The sequence below is a fragment of the Saccharibacillus kuerlensis DSM 22868 genome (genome assembly GCF_000378145.1).
In the GTDB taxonomy this organism is placed as follows: Bacteria; Bacillota; Bacilli; order Paenibacillales; family Paenibacillaceae; genus Saccharibacillus; species Saccharibacillus kuerlensis.
In genome coordinates this window covers 44,568-67,561 of sequence record NZ_KB899295.1, presented here as the reverse complement: position 1 = coordinate 67,561, position 22,994 = coordinate 44,568, and the positions used below count along the sequence as shown (strand labels likewise).

Sequence of the window (22,994 nt, the reverse complement as noted above, 5' to 3'; positions counted from 1 at the left end):
CGGTCTGGCGGTCTGGCGGTCTGGCGGTCTGGCGGTCTGGCGGTCTGGCGGTCTGGCGGTCTGGCGGTCTGGCGGTCTGGCGGTCTGGCGGTCTGAAAAATTGTAACGCTAACAAATCGAGATATCACTATTTTCGCCAATAAGCCACTTTTTTAATTCTAACGAATCCATAGAACGCTATTATCACTCTAAACTTCGATTTAGCGTCCATTTTGCTCTAATAGCGTTCTTACGATTCGTTAGATTTTTAAAACCCTCCATTTTGCGAATTTAACGTTATATAGATTCGTTAGAATATAAATATCGTGGGTTTGCTAACCTCCTGTGCTTTAGGGAACACTTCGTTCTTTCGTTCTTTCGTTCTTTCGTTCGTTTGTTTTCTAGTTGGATCGCTTAATCACTCGTTCGTGTACTCATTTTTGAGTTGTTCGCTTAACTACTCGTTTGCTCATCGTTCGCTGTTCATTGCTCACTGTTCACTGCTCACCTCTGCCCTTTAAAGCCTCAAGTCCATTCCGGCAGTCGGTACGTCCGATATCTCTTCTCCCCGCTGGCTACAACCAAACGTCTATCTTCCACTAGAGTGCGCAGGATACGTCTTGTATGCTGGCTGCTGATTCGAAGATGTTCCGCAAGGTGACCTGCTGTAAAAGGGGCCGGTGTCCCTCGTGCAAACCGCAGCGTTTCGGCTTCCAACCAAGACAAGGATGAATCGAAGGACGAAGCGGAAAACTTACCGGCAAAAGCGAGAACAAGCTGGCGGCATCGGCCCAACTCTTCCTTAATCGACGGATACGCAATATGCAGCAGCGTCCAATCTTCCAATGCGAGAAGGCTGTGCCTCCAGCACAAATCTTTGAAGCGCCGAACATCTAAATCTCTTGCGTGCGGACCGTATCCCTGAATTTCAATTGCTCCTTTTTCTCCACCTGGACGGTAGGCAAGATCGATATAGCGATACCCCCCGTTCAGATCGCGCACTTCCCACTCCGCATACAAATGATCAAAGTTTTTGAAGACAGGGAACCATACGGACCGTAAAAATTCAATACTCCCATGCCCCAGACCTTGTTCGAGCCTCTCTCTTCTTCTCGGATTTTGTTCTGCTTCCAGCTGTCCGCTGATCCAACTTTCGTATTCTTTTTCAAATTCCATCATCTGTACAAATGTTCCCTCCTTCTCGAAAATACGGACACTCGGTCCAAGTCACTGCATCAGCGGCATGTTGACGCGTATTACGGCAGCTGCGCATGCAAAAAAGCCGCTTTAACCCCGAAAGGTTAAAGCGGCGCGTGCTTCGCGTCCGCAACTCATATTCTCTAATTTGCAGCTTGTAGTCTGTGGTCTCTAGCTTCTAACTTCTAACTTCTAACTTCTAACTTCTAACTTCTAACTTCTATATAAGCAAGTTTAGAAAAAAAGCGGACTTGGTGCAAGTCAGAGTATTCAAGCGGGAATCGAACAGACTAAGCAGCTTTCAACACTGCTCGCATGAAACAGACTCATTGTGCTGTACCCAGTCCCGTTTCGCTCAGGCTTATCTCGAATTCAACTCGAACTAAACCCGAACTAAACTCGAACTTAATCTGCACTCAGCCGCAATCACACCCGCTTGAACTCCACCGTTCCCAGCTGCAGACCCGGCTTCGTAAACTCGACTTCAAGCTTATACGTTCCCGCTTCGAGTTCAATCGTGAGCAGGCGCTGCTTCAGCCAGCGGCCCCCTGTACCATTCATCTGCACAGTTGTCATGATTCGGCCGTTCAGCATCAGGTTGCAGGCGCTCTGCGAAGTTTCCGGTTCCGGCGACATGGTGTTGACCGCAACGCGGTAGACGCCCGGCTGCTCGACTTTGACATAGATCGGCGAATCGACGGAAGGCTGAACTTCACCTTCTCCGGACAACGCCTGTGCGCTGTCCAACTGAATAATATCCTGCGCTTCGAACTTCTCGATCTTCTCTTCGTTCGTCCGCTCTCTGGAGAATACCGGCGCATTCATAATGAATGTGCAGATGTTTTTGGCACTGCGCTGCAGTTCGCCGCGTGTCAGCGTACCATTTTCCAACGATTCGATCGTATTATCGCCCCAGATATTGGTCTCGGCGCCATAGTTCATGACGACCATATACAGATCGTTTTGCGCGCGGACCATGAAGTTGGTGTTTTTGCGATCCGCTTCGCCGCCGTTTGCAGAATCGTTCATCACTGCCCACCAGTCTGTCATGACGATACCGTCAAAGCCCCATTCGCCGCGCAGAATCGTCGTATTCAGATCGTAGTTCGACGCTGCCCAGTGACCGTTGATCGGATTGTACGAAGTCATGATTGAGTTGGCGCCGCCTTCGCGCACCGCGATCTCGAAGCCTTTCAGATAGATTTCGCGCAGCGCTCGCTCAGATACGACCGCGTTGACCTTCGTGCGATACTGCTCCTGGTTGTTGCAGGCAAAATGCTTAAGCGTTCCGTTGGAGCCGCCTTTCATAATGCCGCGCACGCAGGCTGCCGCGAACTCGCCCGACACGATCGGATCTTCGGAGAAATATTCGAAGTTGCGCCCATTCAGCGGACTGCGGCGGATGTTCAGCCCCGGTCCGAGCAGCGCATCCACATTGTTCAGCAGCAGCTCTTGGCCTTCCAGCACGTACAGTTCTTCGACCAGCGCCGTATCCCACGTCGCCGCGAGCAGCGTACCGATCGACACCTGAGTCGCCTGGCCGCCGCTGTCCATCCGGATGCCGGAAGGACCGTCGGCTGTGCAGGCTACCGGAATGCCGTAGCTCAGCAGCGCATCACTCACGCCGCCGAATGCGGAAGCCGTACCCGGTGTGACCAGAGGGCTGCTCATCCCTTCGCCCCGAACCAGAGTCGCCAGCTCATCGTCGCTCAGCTGCGCAATGAAATCGTCCATCGAAGCTTGACCTGCCTTAACGTCCTGCAGCTTGATGCCACGATCGCCCGTCTGCGTCAACGTCTTCGGCATACGATCCTGAATGCGCTGCGCCATATCGATCTTGCGGGTCGGCACATGTTCGCTTACCAGCTCGTATGATCCGTCTTCCTTGCGCAAACCCGGCTTGATCCGGGAGAAGTCTTCGACCGGCGCCATTGCTTCTTCAAGCTGCTGGACCACACGCAGTTCGTTGATCATATAACCGCCTGCACCGTTTACCTGCACGACCGTCGTGTCTTTGACGTTCGATCCGACATGGAAGAGATAGGTACCTTCCTCCAGCACGTAAGCATACGGGTGTCCCGTTGCTCCCGCATCGTCATACGAAGCCAGCTTGTTTACCGGGAATGCGATCACAAGACGTTCCGATTCGCCCGGCTTGAGCGACTTCGTTTTGCCGAAGGCCGCCAGCTTTTTGAACGGTTGGCCAAGCTTGCCTTGAGGCGCTTCCACATAGACCTGCACCACTTCTCTGCCTTCAAAAGTATCGCCGGTATTGGTTACGTTCACGCCGATTTCGATCCACTCCGCGCCGTCTTTTTGCACCGTTTTCGCTTCTTCCAGTGCATAGGCGAACGTTGTATAGGAGAGACCGAAGCCAAAAGCATACTGGACCTTTTCCGGGCAGAACGTCTCGAAATAGCGATAGCCGACGTATACGTCTTCTTCATAGACACTCTTGATCTCGCTGCCGTAGTTGCGGGTAGACGGGTAGTCTTCAATCGAGTAAGCGATGGTATCGGTCAGCTTGCCGCTTGGGGTGACGTCGCCGGACAGCACGTCCGCGATCGCATTGCCGCCTTCCATGCCGCCGTGCCATGCGTAGATGACGGCCGCAATCGGATGCTTGTGCGAGGCTTCCTTCACCCAGCTCATATCAACAATGTTCGAAACGTTCAGGACAACAATTGTCTTGTCAAAATGATTGGTCACCTGCGTCAGCATATCCAGCTCTTCCGGCGTCAGACGGTAGCTGCCCGGTGCATCGGCGTTATCCTGATCCTCGCCGGCCGTACGACCAATGACGACAATCGCTTTGTCCGACTGGGCACGCGCTCCCGCGACCAACTCGTCATTCAAAGGCATTTCTTTCTGGTGCCACGGTTCCGCCGCCCAGCCGCCTCCGCCGTTGTCGAACGGATTCTCTTCGATCCATTTTTCGTATACGGATGCCAGTTCTTCGTTCACTTGAACCGAAGGCTTACTCCGCATTCCGTCCAATAGGTTCGTCGTATGCGAGACATGCACACTGCCGCCCGATCCTGTGCCGCTGCGGTAATAGTTCAGCTGCACGCGTCCGAAGATTGCAACGTTTTCGCTTTCGCGGATCGGCAGTGCCTGATTGTCGTTCTGAAGCAATACGGCGCCCTGTGCGGCAACCTTTCTGCTGAATTCATCAAAGCCTTTCAGAGGTCCTCCAACATTGGTTTGGCTCAAAATATTCCCTCCCGATTCTGTGTGGGTCTTCCCCATGCGCTTATATTTTTCCGTTATCACAAAACCTTTTTCGTTTAGCTTTTGCTCTTTTGTTTGCGCTTTCCGAAAACATTTTCGTAAAAGTCGAAAAAAAGCTGCGCATCTGTCTTCACTATAAAGAATTTCGGGGAAAGAAGCAAAGTTTTCTATATGGGAGACATGGCCGAAGAAACAAAAAATCGACAGCCCATAGGCTGCCGATCTCATTCAAACAAAGCTATCGGTACGCCTTGCCTCCTTGCTATCGATGATGATCAATGTTTATCTAAAAAGAGTTTGTCACCGGATCGGGATAGCTTCGCCCATCTCTTTTTCTTTCTCACCGTCGATCGGGATCAGCGAATATTCACCCTGCTTCAGATTAATTGGCGCATACCGGGCTTGACCACCGTCATCGATACTCCAGCTCGCCCCTTCTCCAGGAACCTCCTCTCCGTTCGTCGTAACGAGTTTGAACGTGCTCAGGAATAACCCTGACTCGTTTTCCGCCTGCTTGGTGATGTCATAGTATACGGTCGTGGATACCGGACTCGAAACGATTTTGCCGATAAAGACTTCATCGCCATTGGTCAGTTCTATCGTGCGATTGATCTCGACTGTGCTCGTTTTCGCCAGAAGCGCGGATCTCGAAGTCTGAATATGGAATGTCCACGGTTCGGGCGGTTGGGTCGGTTTGCCTTTCTGCTGCCACCATGAGATATGGTCGTATTCAATCGTAATATCCAGCTTGTCTCCGCCGGGAATCTTTTCGAACGGGATACTTTGGTAAGTCGTATACCTTCCGTTTTCGCCGCTCGATCCTGCTCCGCCTCTTTCCGCCCATTGCTGGTCACTCCGTCCGTTTATAGTTACCTTCGCATCCAAATAGATCACGTCACTTTCTTCGACATTCATGGCCTCGGTAGGCTCCAGCGTCGACGTGATGAGCAGCCGATCCGAATCGACCAGTACTTCGTTAAGCGTCAGCCTGCCAAATCCGTTCTCGGCCGTTTCGCCGATCTGCGTCTTATATGCGGAGTAATCAACATGCTCGCCGTAACCGGTGAAATTCTCCAGCAGACCGGATACGAACGGGAGTCTTGCCAGCGCCTCCTTGCCAGCAGGAAGCGTCGCTCCCGCAAGCAAAATCCCAGCCGCAGCGACTGTGACGAGGACTCTCTTTTGCCAGCGTTTGCCGTGCGGTTTCTTATTTTTTTCCAAAGCTCTTAATTTTTTTTGTAAGCGCCGTTTCCATTTTTTTCGTTCGATATCGCTCAGCGGCTGCTCCTCGTACTCCGTTAGATCTAACTTTAAGTCGTTCAATTCATCGTAAACGCTCATTTTCCTTGCACCTCTCCTCCCGCAGTCCACAGACGCTTCAATTTTTTGCGTCCGCGCGATAGTTTGTTGTGTATCCATGATTCCCGTACATCCAGTGCTTTCGCGATCTCTTTCGTCGGAACGCCTTCGATGTAGTAGCGTTCAAACAGCCTCCGCTCGTCCTCCGGCAGCTGCGCCAATACGTCTTCTGCACTCGTTCTCGCAGCCGTATTTCCTTCGTCCATATTCCGCAGCCGATCTGGATCAAGTTCTTCGCTTGTGCGGCGCTCTTGTTCCTTTATCCAGCGGCGCTGATAATCAATCGCCCTGTACTTCGCTACAGCGGCGGCCCACTGCTTGAACGAATTCCGTTCGCCGTCGAACGATTCGATATGGTTCCATATGGCCAGCAGCACATCGTCGAGACATTCTTCGCGATCCTGCCGGCTGCCGGACAAATGGCGGTTTACGATCGCTGTCAGCAGTCCGCCGTGCAGATCGATTAGATCACGAAGCGCGCGTTCCTCCCGCTGGCGAATGCGCCTGACGATGTCTTTTTCTCGTCTATGCCTGTCTTCTAACTCCTGCTCCATCCGAGTATCCCTCCTTTCTTCTGTAAATACCGATTGCTTTCCAATCTGTATCGACATTGTATATTACGAAGTAGAGGAAAAAATTCTATCTCGTTTAGAAAAAAAGAAAAAGAAAATTTTTCAAAACTAACCATTATATGAAACGTCTATTACATATGAGAAGCAATAAAACAATGAAAAGGAAGTGATTACATGTATTTTTTTAAAAAAGCGACTGCAGGATTAGCTTTATCCTTACTCATCTTGTCTCCAAATGTAAGCGTTATCCATGCTGAATCAATGGATAACATTTCTCTGCAAACAAATGAAGAAGGATTTGTTGATCCTTTGACCTCTGTTTTGAGTACCGAAGAAATTATTCAAATTGCCGACATGCATATAAACGGATACCTTCAAGACGACTGGCAAACCAAAGGACTGTCCATTACACCTTCCACAAATCAAATCCCATTGTACGATCTGGAACAAAACATCATTGCATACATGGTTCCTCTACTTTCGAACAAGCAGGAAATTGGCTATATATCGATAGGGGCACTGCGCGACAGTTACGACGCTTATGATATTTTCATAGACGATTCTGTAGTTCAGTCGATTCGAAATCAGCTGTCGCCATCGCTCTCTATTGCTTCTTTTGATAAAGATTCTTCGTCCAAGCTCGTGTTTGTCCCTCCGATGACCTATATGATTCAGACTGGCCAGCATCAAGAAGAACAATATCTTCAGTTGGAAGATGACTTTGAATCTGTTAAAGACGTAACCGAAGCGGTCATGGAACAAAAGGAACAGCTTGAACAACAGTATCAGGAGCTTCAAACGGAGCAAAATAAACAGCGAATGCAGCGAATTTTAAACGAAACTACAGCTGAAAAATCCTTTATGGTTGCCGCTGTCACCAAAGAAGACTATGCGCTTACAGTGGAAGCCAGTCAGGGGCGATTTGTTCCTGTAGAGACAAGTGCGGGGATTTACAGTTATGGAGGTAATCAGGGATGGTGGAGCGCTACCGCACCTACCAAAAACACAAGAGGATGCGCACCTGTAGCGGCAGCCAATATCACGAATTATCTAGCTAAAATAACAAATCCGTCCGCTTATCGTAATTTGTACAGCGGCACTACAACTTCAAAGACTGATTTTCTTGCTCATATGAATTTGATGTATAACTACATTAGTCCGGGTCCTTTCGGAGAAACTTCTGTGCAGCATTTCACTTCCATGGTTGAAAAATATGCTAAAGATAAAAATGTGATACTTACTGGTGTGACCGATAACTCGACATTCACTCTGGACAATACAGCAGCTTATATCAAAAAAGGGCTTGGTTTGAATTCTCCGGTAGCCACCCTTAATTTATCGAAATTCAATGATTACGAGTATGAATGGCATTGGATGACGATCACCAAATACTATAGAGATGTAAACGACAATCGATGGATCGCTGTTTCTACATGGGGGGAAAGAAGAAGTATCAATTATCGAACTCACTTCAATGAAATTACGAGATTTAAGTCTCTTGGAGGCGGCTTCATGTATTTCAAATAAAGAGGGTGCAGACTTGAAAAAACTCAAAAATAAAAACATCATCACTTTACTTTCTATGCTGATGATTCTCCTTACCGGCTGTACAAATCCCGTTAGGATCTCTTCGGATCAAATCAAAGAGTTTCGTGAGCAAATTCAAGAAGATTATGCTTCCATTAAAGAGATAAGACTCGAATTTATGCCGACTACGATTTATATGTATTATGAAATGAAGGATCCAGTAACCGAAGAAGAAAAAAAAGAAATTTTCGAACAAAGCCGTGAATTGTTAATGAGCGATACTTTCGACCAAGAAGTCATTCAAGCGAAATTCCATAAAAAATATTCCAGCAGCGGGCATCCTAATTTCGAAATTCTTTTCGACGATGGTACACAAAAAGTCATGAGTTCGTTCAGCATTCAAGCCAATGATTCCGAAGACGCGGACGAAGTATACACCCAGTGGTATTACTCCAAAGGCGGAGATGTGCCGGGTGAGTTGGGCGAACCTTATTCCCTGGAAAACAAGTAATTTCTTTATGCAAAAATGCAAAAGCCTTATCCGGGAATATATCGGATAAGGCTTTTGCTGTACAATCTTTTCTCTGTAAAATGAATCCTACCGCTCCCGATGCACCAAAACATCCAGCAGATGCTTCAGGAACCGCAGTCCTTCCGGCAGTGCCTTAACCGCATCGGATGCCTCGCAGTAGTGATCCCACATCGCCCTTTTCGCCCCACCGATTCCCAGTACGCTGACGAATGTGGAGCTGCCGTTGGCTGCATCTTTCCCTGACGGCTTGCCGATCAGCAGCGCTTCGCCTTCCGCGTCCAGCAGATCGTCGCGGATCTGGAACGCAATACCCGCGTGGTACGCGAACTTCTCCAGCAGTCTGATCTCACTTTCCGGCGCACCTGCCAGCATCGCCGGCATGACGAGACAAGCTTCGAACGCGACGCCCGTTTTGTAGAAGCAAATCTCGTTCAACCGCTCCACATCCAGCTGCATTCCCCGCGACTTCAGATCCAGCGCCTGTCCCATGCATAATTCTTCCGCTTTGCGCGCCGAGTAATGGATCAGCTCCAGCACTCTCTCCGGCTTGAAGCCTTTGAGCGAAGCCTGCTCTTTCACGCCCTGCTGGATCAGCAGCAGCCCCGACAGCTCGGCAGTCGCGCCGTCGTAGCGGGTATGCAGCGTCTGCCGGCCGCGCCGGGTATCTGCGTTGTCCTGCGACGGTAGATCGTCGAAGATCAGGGAAGCGGTATGCAGATACTCCAGCGATTTCAGCATCGGCATGATCGCTTCACGGTCCAGGCCGTAGCCTTCCTCTGCCGTAAGCCGCGCCAGAATCGGCCTAAGCCGCTTGCCATCGCCTGCCAAGCTGTAGTTGGCTGCGCCAATCAGCGAGTCGCCGACAAACGGCACCGGCGATTCCGAAGAGATGGGCAGCGCAGCGTCAATCTCCGCCCGGATCTCGTCCAACTGCTCCCGGAACCTCTCTCGGTCTTCCCGGTCCTTTTTCATCTCAATCAGCATCTGATCGCGCAGAAGCTTGTCGAAGAACTCCACGTCTTCCGCCTTTTTCACCATCTGCTGAATGACCTTGTTCAGCTGCGGCATATCGGAAGTCAGCAGATCCATCAGTTCCTCGTAGCGGGGAATACCCAGACGCTGACGCGCCCGCTTCAACCCATTGATCGCCCGGTCCAAGATGACTTCCCGCGTGTTGGGGTCGCTGCCGTATACGTCCCGAATGAGATAGGTGATAACACTCCAGTACATCTCAAACGGGCTCCGCAGATCAGGACGCTCCAGCCGATGCTTCCAGTAATACGTATACGGCGTGACCGCTTCGGCTTCCAGATCATCGAACAAGTCTGCAAAGTCGTCGGCAAGCTGATTATAGATCCCATAGTAGAAGGTCCGCTGTTCAAAGCCTTGATCTCCGGATTCTTCGTCCATCTGGCTCACCGACCGGGCAATCAAGCGGGAACCGGAAGACTTAAGAATGACCGGAACATAGAGCTGCTTGGCGGTATAACCTTTCTCCTCCAGCTGCTTGTTCCGGTCTACATCCTGCGCTTCGAAGAAGACATAAGCCTGCTCGAAAAAGATGCTGCCGCCAACTCCGCCCTGCCGGCTCTTGATGTACTCGAACGCTTCGCCAAGCTCGCTGTGAATGTAGCGGATCAGCGCAAGGTTGTGTCCGCTCTCACTGCCGAATGCCTGGTTCCACTCGTCCCATTTTGGCACCGTTCCGCTCAGAAGCGCACGACGGATCAGCTCGGAATACCGCGCTTTTTCGTTTTCGCTCAGCAGCGCGGAATCCAGCAGATCGTCGACAAACGGATAAGTCAGCCCGTAGCAGTAACCGAGCCGGACCGCTTCATCCATTCTGCGGGAGCGCTCTTCCTTCGGCGTATGCTCGTCCATATCTTCCCGCGCATGCAGCACAACGCCTGCGATAATCTTCATCAGCTTGCGCTGGGCCTGCTCCGCGCTCAAGCCTTCCGGGATATTTTCCGAGACTCTCTTCAGCTTGGCAATCATCCAGATGACCGTATCTTCAATTCCTTCCTGACGGCCCCAGCGGTACAGCACCGCCGTGTCGAAACCGTCTACCGGCATGCCTTCCTGCATGCCTTCTCCGCTTAGCAGCGAGCGCTTCAATCCGGAAGCGGTGCGGCGTACCCGGCTCTGCGTAGTTGGATTGTCCAGCGCCTGACCGAGATCGCGCATATACAAATACGACACGCTGCGCTCCAAATAATCGTCCAGCTTGCCCACCGCGTTCATCCATTGGATATAGCGCTCGTAATCCTGCCTGTCCGGCGTCCGGTAGCTGCGGAAGAGGCGCGCCGGCCACGGCGAGACATGCCCCTTTTTCCATACATAAAAGTCTTCCGTCAGTTCAGCCGCGTACTGTCCGCTTTGTACCCGCTCCGTCAGCTCCTCCAAATACTTTTCTGCACGAATTTCTGCCTGCCGATAAGCCGCCCGCCCGCGATATTCGTTTGTCGGATCCGTTTCGGCCGATGAAGCCGTCCGTGTCGATATTAGACGCATAGTCATTCCCCTTGGATTTTGTCATGTTGAGATCGTTAAGCGGTTATACGGAGCAGATGGAGAAGGGTTACGAAAAAGCCGATCGATCTTCCCAATTGTTATTAAATAGACGATGAAGAGACGGAAAACCCTGCACAAAAAACCGCCCGCAGAAGCCTTAAAAGGTTTCAAGCGGGCGGTCTGGAGCCGTACTTTGGATTTTAACGAACGGTCTGATCAGAACTCTTCGTACTCCGCCGGGTCCTGATCCCACAATCTCTTGTTATCCTTGCTGAATGCCGAGATCGTCTGCATCTGCTCGGCAGTCAGTTCAAAGTCGAAGATGTTCAGGTTCTCCTGCTGGTGCTCCCGCGAACCGGCTTTCGGAATCGGAACGGCGCCGAGCTGCGTATGCCAGCGCAGAATAACTTGAGTCGGCGTTTTGCCGTACTCTGCCGCAATAGCTTTGACCGACTCGTCTTCCAGTACGCCGTCGCCTTTGCCGCGGCCGAGCGGGCTCCACGATTCGGTGATTGTGCCATGCTTGGCGTTCGCCTCACGCTGAACCGTCTGCTCGAAGTACGGATGCAGCTCCACCTGGTTGAGGCTCGGCGCAGCGCCCGTCTCCTTAACGATGCGGTCCAGATGCTCCGGCAGGAAGTTGCTGACGCCGATGGAACGCACATAACCGCGCTTTTTCGCTTCAATCATCGCCTGCCACGCTTCTACATACTTGTCCTGCTTCGGATTCGGCCAGTGGATAATGTACAGATCAAAATAGTCGAGACCGGTGCGCAGCAGCGACTCTTCGATCGTCAGCAGCGCTTTGTCGTAGGCATGGTGGCGGCCCGGCAGCTTGGAGCAGATCCGCAGCTGTTCGCGGGGAACGGACGCTTCGCGCACCGCTCTGCCGACTGCACCCTCGTTCTCATAGTTGAAAGCCGAGTCGATCAGGCGATAGCCGACTTCGATGCCGCTCTTGATCGACTCCGCACCGGAATAACCGTTCAGCGAATACGTACCCAGGCCAATAGCGGGAATATCGAGTCCGTCGTTCAGTGTAATCGTTGGGATATTGGTTTGCATAGTAAAAAGCCCTCCTTCGTTATACGTCTATATTACCCGTAATATCATTCGAAAATCCGGCTCCTTTACGCTTCCGCAGGAAGACTCTCCACCGCCGTAAAGAACACATCGTACAGATCCCAATGCAATTCGCCGCGCACGTACGCTTCGATTTCCTGCAGCTGCGCTTCTCCGGTGTACTCCAGACACGGCCGCCCTTCGCTCCAGAGAACGCGGCAGGCAAACTGCTTCGTCACCCGCTCGATCACTTCATCCTGCGGAATATGCTCCCGGATGCTTCTCATCGCTACCCCTCCTTTTAACCCGACAATGGGACGATATATGTATTTATTTTATAAAAAAACAGATAGGAATGCGAAAAACCGCTCCTGCCGAGGTCGGTCGGCTTGGCGGATTTTTCGGTTTTGTTTGGTGAGTTTAACGCATTTTTCGATTCAATTCGTCTGCCCGCTTTTTGCTGTCCATTTTCGCATAGACATAGAATCCGAGTGTGTGCAGCACCAGCGACAGCACGATCATGCCCGGCAGATAAGGGAAGATCATATCGTACATCTCTCTCGAAAACAGCCATACCGCCAGCATGGTGCCTGCGAGCGACAGTACCGACGAGATCGCGATATTCCAGATCGGCTTCATCGTGAAATGATTCCACAGCGCATTGTACATGACTCCAAACACGGCGGCGAAGATTACGGCGATTCCGGCAACGTTCCATAGGTACCCCATATTAATGTTCTGATCTCCGAAAAATAGCGTAAGCAGCAGAACGACCCACAGCAGCGACATCGTGAACACCTGGAAAAACGAATTGCGAAGTTGAATGATCATCATAAACCCCTCCTGAATTGTTGGATGTAAAAGCGGCTGACCACATGCTGCGAACCATCATTCAGCATGACTTCGATACGGGCATGAGCGGCGGACGAAAATTCCCGGATATGATCCGTGCCGATGATCGTGCGGTTGTTGATCCGGAGAAAACGAGGCGCTTGGAAGTCTTCTTCGGCGGCTTTGAGCCTCTTGTTCAGCAGATACCGCTCGCCGGTGATCAGGGTGACGCCGCACATGCGGTCTTCCGACTCGATCACGGCGATCTGTCCCAGCGGAACCTGAACGACCCGATCGTTGGCGGCGTTGATCAATCCGATCTTCTCATCCGCCTGTTCGATCGCTTCCCGAATTTGCGGCCAGCGCCCCTGTTCCTCGGGATGCGTCAGCACTTTCGCTGTTCGGCGGTCGAGCACGGCATCGGCTTCGAACGTGATTTTCATGATGGCCTCCTTTCTTTAACTTGAGTTTATCGTATAGCGAAAATCGCAAAGAGGCTATATTTTGAGCAGTTTGTTGCAGGGATTAGAAAGTTTGTTGCATATATAGCAAAAAGACGCTCCGAAGGAGCGTCAGATTGTCGAGAAAGTCCAATATGCGCGAGAAGCGAGAAAACTCCGAAAGAAATTCTTTAGCTGATGCTTACGATGTACCTTTCTTCGAAAGGCTTTAGGTCGCGTGTTGAAATCGAGAAAAGGAATTAAATTTAAGCGGAATTTTCTCGATTAGCGGTGCAAGTTCACATCCTGATTCTGGGTGAACTCGCACCACAAAGGCGAACGCGATCAGCATATGCTTCCGAAGTGGCTTTCTGCGAAAGCCTGCACTTCACTGAATTTCCTCTTCCGCTCATTGGATTCTCACAAAAAAGACTTTTTCGACTCGTTGGACGTTCCGAAGGAGCGCCCTATATGCGTCAACGTGCTTCTTTTAATGCTTATTCGTTTTGGCTTACGTCTGCTTCCACACCATCACATACTCCCGTTCGCTCGTCGCTTCGTCGGTTTGCTCCCGTTCGATCTGGAAGCCGTTTTTTCGATAAAACTCGGCGGCCTTCGCATTTTGCACAAATACGTTCAGCGTGACGGTGTCCCGATCCCTTTTCACGTAATCCAGCATCAGACGACCGTAACCTCTACCCTGACAAAATTCGTCGACAAACAGTGCGGCCAGATGATTTTCGCTCATCGCGGCAAACCCGACGATCTCACCATTTTCCGTACAGACATAGACTTCGGAACCGGGCAGATGCCGAGTCTCCATCGCCTGCTGATTCGCTTCCCAGTAGTCGGAATCGATAAAAGAATGTGCGGAGAGCGACGTATCGAGCCAGAGCTGTGACAGCCTTGGGAATTGTTCTGAAGATGCTTTTTGAATCTTGACCTCGTCGGCGTTCGAATAATACTCACTCATGATTGGCAAAACTCCTTCGATCCGTTTTATTCATTATGGTTGATTATTGAAAAATTCGCAAAAAAAAACGGCATCCGCAGTCAACAGACCAGGATACCGCTTTTCATCAATCCAAAACTTTCAAACGTTCTCCGCCTCGACACCTGCAGCTGCCGCGCTTTCTTTTAGCCGAGCAATGTCATATCCCGTCGGATTCTGGAAAATACGCAGTCCGAACGTCGGAGCCACAGCGAAGATATGGTCGAAAATATCTGCCTGCAGCGATTCGTACGCCACCCAAGACGTGTCGCTGCTGAACGCATAGATTTCCAGCGGCAGACCGGTTTCTTCCGGCGCCAGCTGTCTCACGATCAGCGTCATGTCCTGGTGAATGCCGGGATGATGGGTCAAATACTGGCGAATATATTCCCGGAATACGCCAACGTTCGTCAGCTGACGACCGTTGACTCTGCTCTCCCGGTTGATATTGTGCTTCAAATTATATTCTTCGATCTCGGTCAACCGGTTGGTGAGGTAGTCGGACAGATAATGTATTTTCTTGAACTCTTCAATCATCTCATCTGTACAAAAACCAATGCTGCTCGTATCGATCCGGATACTCCGTTTGATCCGTCTGCCGCCGGACAGCTGCATGCTTCTCCAATTACGGAACGAATCCGAAATGAGCGCGTAACTTGGGATCATCGTGATTGTTTTGTCGAAGTTCATGACTTTGACCGTATTGAGCGTGATGTCGATGACGTCGCCGTCCGCATTGTAATTCGGCATTTCAATCCAGTCGCCCACGCGCACCATATCGTTGGAAGAGAGCTGTATGCCTGCTACCAGGCCGAGGATGGAATCTTTGAAAATGAGCATAAGTACCGCCGACAGGGCGCCGAGACCGCTGAGAATGATCAGAGGATTTTGGCCGATCAGACTAGAGATTAAGACGATGCCGCCGATGATGAACAGCACGATCTTCATGACCTGAATGTATCCCTTGATCGGGCGAATCTTGGAGATCTCAAACGAACGGTAAATGGCTTCGAAAGCATCCATCAACGCGTTCAGCACTACAATCGTGGCCAAAATCATATAGGCGGCGGACAGCTTCTCGATTAGCGACTGATAGACCGGAAATACGGGCGCGAATAAATAAATGATGATTGCCGGAACGAGATGCGACAGCTTGTGGAATACCCTTTTCTCCACGATGATATCGTCCCAGTGGTAGCGGTTGCTTTTGACAATCCGAATGACAGCGTTGAGCACAACTTTTTTGGTGATCAAATTGGCGAGAATACAGAGCAGCGCGATAAACAGGATCATAATGACGTTCGAGATGTAGAAGGTCATCGGATCAGTCATGCCTGCATTTTCGAGTTGATTACGGATAAAGTTCATGAGTTCCTCCTTGCAATTAAATCCATGTAGCATAAATGAATACGACAAGTTGGATATGAAGCTGTGCAGGACAAGTTTTTATTATAGGGGATACGGGGAACGTAGGCAAAGTTGATGCCATAAAGGACAATTCTATGAAAATAAAAAAAACATCCTTCCGGATGTTTTTTCGTTAACCTTTGTTTAGAGCTTGTCTGTACGCAAACGCACTGAATTTTATCTGCAGCCGCCTTCCTCTCTTGCGTCCGGCTCTTTTCGCATCTAGCCCCTAATCCGACCTTTCTTTGGCGAATAACCACAGCCCGATCGCGAAGAACAGCAGCATATAAACGGCATCCACGACCAGGGACCCGGTCACGCCGGGCATTTGCACTGCGTATTGCGGGTCACGCCAATACAGACTTAAATCATCGTGATGAATGAATAAAAGGTGAGTCCAAGAGACCGAAACGAGACTGCCGCCAAAGATCAACTGCATAAAATAGAGCACGAGACCGCCTCCGACTCCAATTGCTGCCGATCTCGTCCAAACGCCGATCAAAGAGGCAAGACCTGCATAAAGAAAACACTGCCACATAAGCGCCGCTGACGAATATACAGCCACCGACGGTTTTCCCCACGACATGTCAGGGCCCCCCATCACTAAAAACGAAAGCAGGGCGGCAAAAGCTACGCAGCAAACACCAGTGATAATAAGCAGCACCATCGCAGCCGCTTTGCCGGCATACAGTTTTGAACGTGAGGAACTATGTAAAAACAGCTGTTTTAAGGTTCCATATTGATACTCATCCGTCCAAATGGATGGGGAAACGACAATCGCCCAAGGGACGACAACCAGCATGCCCAGGGCTCCAATCATTCCATCCATCATTTGAAATCTGGTGATGTCGATCGCAGCCCCCTGAGAATATGACCCTGACAACACAAGTGCTGCGCCTGTAAGACCAATCAACGATAACACAAAGAATTTTTTATTCACAATCTTCAGCCATTCATTCCATATCAATTCAACTCACCTCACCACGTTTAGTTGTCCATTCCAAAAATTTGTCTTCCAGACTCGTATGGGCGGGAAGCACTCGATGAATATCTACTCCGGCTTCGCATAAAGATCGAATCAGCTTCGGAACCTGTTCTTCTTCAAGCGTAATAGCAATTGCATACAATCCGCCAGGCAGTTGTTCTGCCTGCTTGCTCTTCAAAGAACGATGAATGCCTCCTGAAAATTCAGTTAAGGCCTTTCCAGCTCGTTCAGCGTCATTGACATGAAGCGTGAGCTGAAGAACACTGCTGCCTGCCTCGTCTCCAATTTGCTGCTCGGCTATTAGACACCCCTGCTGGATCACGATCACACGGCCGGCCATTTGCTCAATCTCAGCCAGTTGATGACTGGAGATTACGACCGATACTCCTAGCTCGTCCGCAATCTGGTTCAGATACGTTCGTGTTTCTCGCACGCCTGCAGGATCCAGGCCGTTCATCGGTTCATCCAGCACAAGCAGCTTTGGCTTTTTGAGCAGTGCCTGCGCAATTCCCAAACGCTGTTTCATCCCAAGCGAATAAGTACCTACCCGCTGCTTCAATGCATGGTCGATCCCGACGAGACTCGCGACTTCCAACAACCAATCTTTAGATGCTTTTTTGTGCAAACGCTGATATTGACGCAAGTTCTCATACCCACTCAGGTAAGGGTAAAAAGCAGGCGCTTCGATCACTGCACCAAGATCGTCAAGAGCTTTGGAAAACTCAGTTTTCATACTGCGTCCAGCAATCTTGACATCTCCGGAACTGATTTTGCTCAATCCCACAATCATCTTCATAGTGGTCGTTTTACCTGCGCCATTTGCGCCGAGCAGTCCAACGATCTCTCCAGCCAAAACGTCGAAAGACACATCGTTTACGATAGTTTTGCCTTTGATTTTTTTGGTCAAATGCTGCACCGACAATATCGTGTTCAAGTCGCTTCCTCCTCTACAACCACTTTTATTGGCTTTCTCAATAAAGTATGGTCTCCATAGAATTTATGAACTCAGTTCTTTATAGTAATGCCGATAATAGCTGGAGCTTTGCAATAATTGAGGGTGGCTTCCGACATCACGAATTTTCCCGTTTTCCAAAACAATAATCTTGTCGCTGTTCATCACTGTCGTCAGGCGATGGGCAATTACAATTCGTGTACAGTTAATACGTGACAAATAAGTATCTACCTTCTCTTCACTTATATAATCCAAGGCGCTTGTAGCTTCATCCATTACAAGTACGGTAGGATGATTGAGCAAAGCCTTGGCCAGTGCAATCCTCTGCCTTTGACCGCCTGAAATGTTTCTTCCCATTTCAGCGATCATCGTTTGATATTGCATAGGCATCGCCATAATTTCCTCATGGATATTTGCTGCTTTTGCAGCTTCCACGACTTGCTCCGCCGTTACGTCTTCTTTATGAAGAACAATATTATCGTAAATGCTGCGGTTGAACAACGTGATATCCTGCGGTACGATACCCATCTGTTTGCGTATATATGGCATATCCAACTCAGAAGCTTCATGACCATCGTATCGCACTTCCCCTGAAGTCGGTTCAAACAAACCTACGATCAAATGAGCCAAGGTCGTCTTACCAGAACCCGACTGCCCGATAACAGCAATTTTTTGTCCGGGTCGAATATGCAGTGAAACGCCGTCGATTACTTTCGGGCTAAACCGTGTATAAGAAAAGCTAACATTCGACAAATTAATTTCTCCGCGGATTTTCACCTGCAATCTTCCATTATTTTTCTCGGTTGGCGCTTCTAAAACATCGTATACCCTTTTTAATACAGAAGTTGTAAGAATGTATGAATTAATTCCGTTCACACAGCTCGACGACGTAACGAAAAATAGCGTTGCAATAGCTTGGAACGAGACCACTGTGCCAAGCGTCATAGCCCCATACCCATTTGTCATCATCAACATGCCGATAGTCAAGACGACAAGAGGTGACATAAATTGGAGGCCACTGCCGACTGACGTAATATAACTGTTCAAGTTTTCTTTGCGCCGATAGATCTGAAGCAATCGGTTAAATTTCTCTCGCCATTGCAAGTAGACCTGTGTTTCTATGCCAGCTGTTTTTACGCCCACCATCCCATACAGCATCTCGGTATTTGCAGATTGTACTTCCGTCATAGTCACTACCTGCTGCTGATTAATTTCCGCTATAAATCTTTTGGTAAATAAAATAAGGAAAATATTTAAGCTAACTAGCAATAATACGATGGTTGCGAGCGTCGGAGATACAAATAACATATAACCTGACAATACAAACAGCATAATTCCGTCTAATATACCTCTAATTAATACGTCTGAAATCTGATTTCGAACGGTAACCAAACTGTTCATTCGAAAAATTAGGTCTCCGTACGACCGCAACAAAAAGAACGAAAAAGGCAATTTCAATAGGTGCGAGAAAAAGTGAGTTTGCATAGAGTAATCCAGCGCATTATTCAACTTCACCAGAACGCGACTACGTATAAAAGTGACCGTTATATATATCATTAAAAATCCGGTGATTGATATTAAAACTGTCGCGGGTAAATTTGCATGCTGCGGAGTTACAATACGGTCGATAATCTGCTGCATCATTAAAGGCATGGCTACGACTAGGATTTGCAAAATGATCGTAATCAAAAAAATATAAAAGAATATCCGTTTGAGCGGCTTGATATAATTCAAAAAAAACAACCAAACATTGCTTGTTCTTTCAGGGATGACTTTTTCCGTTGGAAACATAGTCATTGTGGTACCGCTAAAATTTTCACTAAATTTTTTCAATGACAATTGGATTCGACCGAATCGCGGATCGACAATACAAACTGAATTTTTCTTCACCTTTTCCAAAACGACAAAATGCGAATGGTTCCAATGCAAAATTGCGGGCAAAGAAAGCTCTCTCAATTGGTCCATATGCTCAATCCGATAAGCTTTAACCTCAAATCCCAGTGTTTCTGATGCCTTTTTTAATTGCAACAACGTTGTTCCGTCTCTTCCGACATCCAATCGTTCGCGTAAATCGTATAAAGAAACTTCTTTTCGATAATACGCCGATATCATGGCCACGCAGCAAATTCCGCATTCTGATTGATGCATTTGTTCAATATAAGGTACCCGTCTTCCCATTGCATGCTCTCCCTTCCTCAGATCACACAGGTTATCCGGAATTTGCAGCGAGAAAATCGTCGTTATCCAAACTTAAAATGTTGGCAACTTTATCCGGAAAAGCCTGTTTTAAAAGGCCGAATCCTACGCCTGCCAACCCAGCCATCAACCCTTTTCGATCGAAAGCGCGATGAGCGCCCACTGCGGTCCACGGCTGATCTTTTAGCAGTTCTAACAGCCGCATTCTAACAGCATCAATCCGATCAGAGAAAACATCCCGTTCAAGAACGGTATTCGCAAAAAGCAAGATTTCCAATTGCCCAAAATCTCCATGACAATAAAGGGGGTCTCCACTAAATCCCGACCGAATCGTAGTTTCAAGAGCGCACTCGATTTCTTTATCAATTTCCGAATCCCAATATCCGTTTTTTATCAAGCGTAAACGCGCTAATAGCACTCCAGGAGCTCCGTGACACCAGGTCACTCTGGCCGTATCGCCGGGAGTCATCCAGTTTTTAAGTTCTTCATCGTAATTTGCCCGCTCATATTGAAGTCCTTTTGCTATATACGGGATGTACTTTTCATTTCGGGTTTCACGATACAGCGACGACAAAGCGGCAATAATTCCGGAAACGCCATGTGAATACCCGACATAAGGCATTTGATCAGGTTGAGCCGACCATGCCATGCTGCCGTCTGACATTATTCGTACGTTTTCAAGCAAATGCTCCGCGCACTTCTCCGCTCCTTTTAAAGCCTCGATCCATCCCGTGCCCCGATATAGATGCAGAAGGATATCAATCGCTCCAGCTGAACCGCCTATGTAATCGAAAACGGTATCTTGCTCGACAAGGTCGCAATAATACGGAAGATATTGTTTGACCACTTGGAGCAGTGACTCTTCTCCCCATAGACGAGCTAAATGGTATACAGCAAATACGCCTCCGCCAATTGTGCCTGTATCAAAAGCTCCGATGCTTCGAACCTTTTCCTTGCTTTGTTTCTCTTTCATGATCTCGATCAACGGTCTCAATACTTTTAAAGCCATGTCTTTATACTTGTCTTCTGCGGTCAATTCGGCTAAATAGGCAAAAAACAACGCGATTCCGCTGTTCCCGTCATATAAATCGTATCCTACCGGAACGAGCCTAAGCTGCCTTTCATTATGTCCTCCTATCAAACCGATCCACGTCGCATCGTCGTTTATGGAATTCCGAGAGGTGATAGCGGTTTGAAGCATATTTTCTCCGATCGAAACGGCTAAACGAACATACTCTTTCCTCCAGTCAAACTGCAAAGTGTCGGTAGAATCTTTCGGACGCGCTTTCACAATGAATGGTTTATAAAGATGAGGGTTAGACGCCAAAATAGACATATGCAGAACTTGCAACTGTTCCTTTAAATCTCGATCGTCCATCTTTCTGATTTTTTTGATGGCAACATTCAGTCCCGATTCATCAAACATACAAGGAATTTTTTTATGATCGGAAGACCAAATATCTTTTTCAGCCGGATAAGTGTAAAAAATCGGAATGTCACCTTCTTCGATATCCCGCATTTCGTGAGAAACCAGCCTTAGATACTTAGAATTGGCCAGACAAGGAAGCCATAGTCTATGTAAAACAATTTTTCGATCCAATTCATTTTGCAATAAATCCGGGTGACATAATGTACGCATTAATTCTCCATATGCTCGGGTATCCCTTACAATGACTCGAACTCTGACAGAAGCAAATTGCCGAATCATGCTCTCTACCTCTACTTTATTTTCTGCAATAATTTTATATGCTTGAACAAAGCCTTTTTCTATCTCTTCAATATGTTTGTAGCTGTCTACTACTTCTCCTTGATAGTGCGGAAGATTTTGAGTTTTTTCTGTTTCTCCGTTCCCTTTTTCCAACCTCATTAAGTCCGTTCCCCTATTAATAACACCTATTGCATTAGGAACCTTTTTTCCTCCATGCCCAAAAATGCCGCTTACGTCCAATCCTGAATGTGTTTCGGTTTTATAGGCGTACTGCGGCAGCATTCCGGAAGACATTACGGAGTTTGAAAGAATTTCATAAGCATGGCCATTAGCGTCTTTCTCAAACGTTTTTGTGCTTATGGGAGAATGAAATAAAGATTCCAGATCGATTAAAACCGGACTGCCGCCATGCGCAATAATATTTTCGTAATGAAAGTCAGTAGCATTGAATACGTACATCATGGCCAACTGTACGCCCATACCGTAATAAAAAAGTTTCACTTCCTGCTCACTTTTACACTCTTCAAACTTGACGAATTCCGTCCAGCCGTAATCTCCACAATCTATATTTTTTACGACTTTCATGACGGGAATCCCTTTTTCAAACATCCATGACATCATTCGATAGTAACCTGTATCGACTTGTAACGAGCGGGGTTTGTAAACCAATCGATCCCCATCAGCAAACTCCAAAATCGTTACGCTTCGTCCATCATGCGTATCTCCTGCACCGATATGGATATGAACAACTTTACCGAACTGTTGGACTTCAGGCATATGTAAAAGAATTTTTGGATAATCGTTTTCAAATCTGTTTAAGACTTCGCTAACATGAATCGTCCATTTCCGGGTCACTTGAATCAACGAACGAATCAATACGGGATACTTGTCGGTTAATTGGGTTAAATACTCTTTGCTATAAAGCAGGCTTTCAAAATATTCATATCTTTTTTCTGAAGTTTCACCAAGAAGCAGCCCTTGATCTCTCAAAATATTCACTTCCTGAATAAGAACCTTGTAACTCATTCCAATGATTTTGTTGCTCAAGGAAAGAAACAAGGTGTTGAAGAAATTTTCATTCAAATTAAAATGTGTAGACTGGATAAGCTCCTTTTTCCCCAGTAAATCTTTAGCTATTATTAAAAAGCGTTCAATAAATCCGACAAATGAAGGTTTTTTTGCGGAAAATGAATTTTCTGGATTTCGATTCAGCAGCTCTTCCCATTGCACTTTCCAATTCATATCTTTTTCTTTGACTTCCAAAACGTTATCAATTTTGATGTCTGAAACTTCGGCAAGGCTTCTTCGCAGATATTCTTCTTTATCATAAAAAAATTTCTTCCAGTAGTGTGTTTTTTCATATATATCGATCACTGTCGTCCCAACCTCTCGATTTATATAAATGGTTCTCCAACATGTGCATACGTCGAGCCCTATTCATTTCCAATTAAGAAGAAAGGGCATATGAAGCGGTATATTTGAAGGCAGCCTTTACTAGACTGATCGAATAT

Annotated in this window: 17 protein-coding genes; 2 read left to right on the top strand and 15 right to left on the bottom strand. The window is 48.2% G+C overall.

What is annotated here, in order from left to right:
- Nucleotides 1-504: 504 nt before the first annotated feature.
- From F456_RS0116245 to F456_RS0116230, 4 genes are all read right to left on the bottom strand, one after another.
- A complete protein-coding gene (locus F456_RS0116245) occupies nt 505-1,158 on the bottom strand; it encodes a hypothetical protein (protein WP_018978108.1) in 654 nt (217 codons plus the stop codon).
- Between the two features lie 444 nt (nt 1,159-1,602).
- Nucleotides 1,603-4,389 carry a glycoside hydrolase family 3 C-terminal domain-containing protein gene (locus F456_RS0116240; protein WP_018978107.1) on the bottom strand — a complete coding sequence of 929 codons (2,787 nt, stop codon included), beginning with the start codon at nt 4,387-4,389 and terminating at the stop codon, nt 1,603-1,605.
- A gap of 318 nt (nt 4,390-4,707) precedes the next feature.
- Complete coding sequence (locus F456_RS0116235; protein WP_018978106.1) at nt 4,708-5,748, bottom strand: DUF4179 domain-containing protein; 1,041 nt, start codon at nt 5,746-5,748, stop codon at nt 4,708-4,710.
- Nucleotides 5,745-6,320, bottom strand: coding sequence for a sigma-70 family RNA polymerase sigma factor (locus F456_RS0116230; RefSeq protein WP_018978105.1), 576 nt, complete (start codon nt 6,318-6,320; stop codon nt 5,745-5,747). Before F456_RS0116230 ends, F456_RS0116235 begins: the two co-directional genes overlap by 4 nt.
- Nucleotides 6,321-6,512: 192 nt before the next feature.
- On the opposite strand from F456_RS0116230, the gene F456_RS0116225 reads away from it, so the two are divergent.
- Nucleotides 6,513-7,865 carry a hypothetical protein gene (locus tag F456_RS0116225; protein ID WP_018978104.1) on the top strand — a complete coding sequence of 451 codons (1,353 nt, stop codon included), beginning with the start codon at nt 6,513-6,515 and terminating at the stop codon, nt 7,863-7,865.
- A 13-nt stretch (nt 7,866-7,878) separates the two neighbouring features.
- Complete coding sequence (locus F456_RS0116220) at nt 7,879-8,376, top strand: hypothetical protein (RefSeq protein ID WP_018978103.1); 498 nt, start codon at nt 7,879-7,881, stop codon at nt 8,374-8,376.
- Nucleotides 8,377-8,463: 87 nt separating this feature from the next.
- On the opposite strand, the gene F456_RS0116210 is transcribed toward F456_RS0116220, so the two are convergent.
- The 11 genes from F456_RS0116210 to F456_RS0116160 all read right to left on the bottom strand — a co-directional run bounded on the left by F456_RS0116210 (nt 8,464) and on the right by F456_RS0116160 (nt 22,857).
- Nucleotides 8,464-10,911 carry a polyprenyl synthetase family protein gene (locus F456_RS0116210; protein WP_018978102.1) on the bottom strand — a complete coding sequence of 816 codons (2,448 nt, stop codon included), beginning with the start codon at nt 10,909-10,911 and terminating at the stop codon, nt 8,464-8,466.
- A gap of 216 nt (nt 10,912-11,127) precedes the next feature.
- On the bottom strand, nt 11,128-11,976 hold the full coding sequence (locus tag F456_RS0116205) for an aldo/keto reductase (RefSeq protein ID WP_018978101.1): 849 nt from the start codon (nt 11,974-11,976) through the stop codon (nt 11,128-11,130).
- A gap of 65 nt (nt 11,977-12,041) precedes the next feature.
- Nucleotides 12,042-12,260, bottom strand: coding sequence for a hypothetical protein (locus F456_RS0116200; RefSeq protein ID WP_018978100.1), 219 nt, complete (start codon nt 12,258-12,260; stop codon nt 12,042-12,044).
- A 133-nt stretch (nt 12,261-12,393) separates the two neighbouring features.
- Complete coding sequence (locus F456_RS0116195; protein WP_211223579.1) at nt 12,394-12,807, bottom strand: hypothetical protein; 414 nt, start codon at nt 12,805-12,807, stop codon at nt 12,394-12,396.
- Nucleotides 12,804-13,247 (bottom strand): LytTR family DNA-binding domain-containing protein, encoded by a 444-nt coding sequence (locus tag F456_RS0116190; protein WP_018978098.1) that lies wholly within the window; start codon nt 13,245-13,247, stop codon nt 12,804-12,806. The genes F456_RS0116195 and F456_RS0116190 overlap by 4 nt, the downstream gene beginning before the upstream one ends.
- 508 nt (nt 13,248-13,755) lie before the next feature.
- Nucleotides 13,756-14,217 (bottom strand): GNAT family N-acetyltransferase, encoded by a 462-nt coding sequence (locus F456_RS0116185; RefSeq protein WP_018978097.1) that lies wholly within the window; start codon nt 14,215-14,217, stop codon nt 13,756-13,758.
- 120 nt (nt 14,218-14,337) lie between these two features.
- The gene (locus tag F456_RS0116180) at nt 14,338-15,603 is read right to left on the bottom strand and encodes a mechanosensitive ion channel family protein (protein WP_018978096.1); all 1,266 of its coding nucleotides are present in this window, start codon (nt 15,601-15,603) and stop codon (nt 14,338-14,340) included.
- Nucleotides 15,604-15,871: 268 nt separating this feature from the next.
- Nucleotides 15,872-16,609: an ABC transporter permease gene (locus F456_RS0116175; RefSeq protein WP_018978095.1), complete on the bottom strand. Its 738-nt coding sequence runs from the start codon at nt 16,607-16,609 to the stop codon at nt 15,872-15,874.
- Nucleotide 16,610: 1 nt separating this feature from the next.
- Nucleotides 16,611-17,561: an ABC transporter ATP-binding protein gene (locus F456_RS0116170; RefSeq protein WP_018978094.1), complete on the bottom strand. Its 951-nt coding sequence runs from the start codon at nt 17,559-17,561 to the stop codon at nt 16,611-16,613.
- A 63-nt stretch (nt 17,562-17,624) separates the two neighbouring features.
- Nucleotides 17,625-19,757 carry a peptidase domain-containing ABC transporter gene (locus F456_RS0116165; protein WP_018978093.1) on the bottom strand — a complete coding sequence of 711 codons (2,133 nt, stop codon included), beginning with the start codon at nt 19,755-19,757 and terminating at the stop codon, nt 17,625-17,627.
- Between the two features lie 31 nt (nt 19,758-19,788).
- Nucleotides 19,789-22,857, bottom strand: coding sequence for a type 2 lanthipeptide synthetase LanM family protein (locus tag F456_RS0116160; protein WP_018978092.1), 3,069 nt, complete (start codon nt 22,855-22,857; stop codon nt 19,789-19,791).
- Nucleotides 22,858-22,994: the final 137 nt, after the last annotated feature.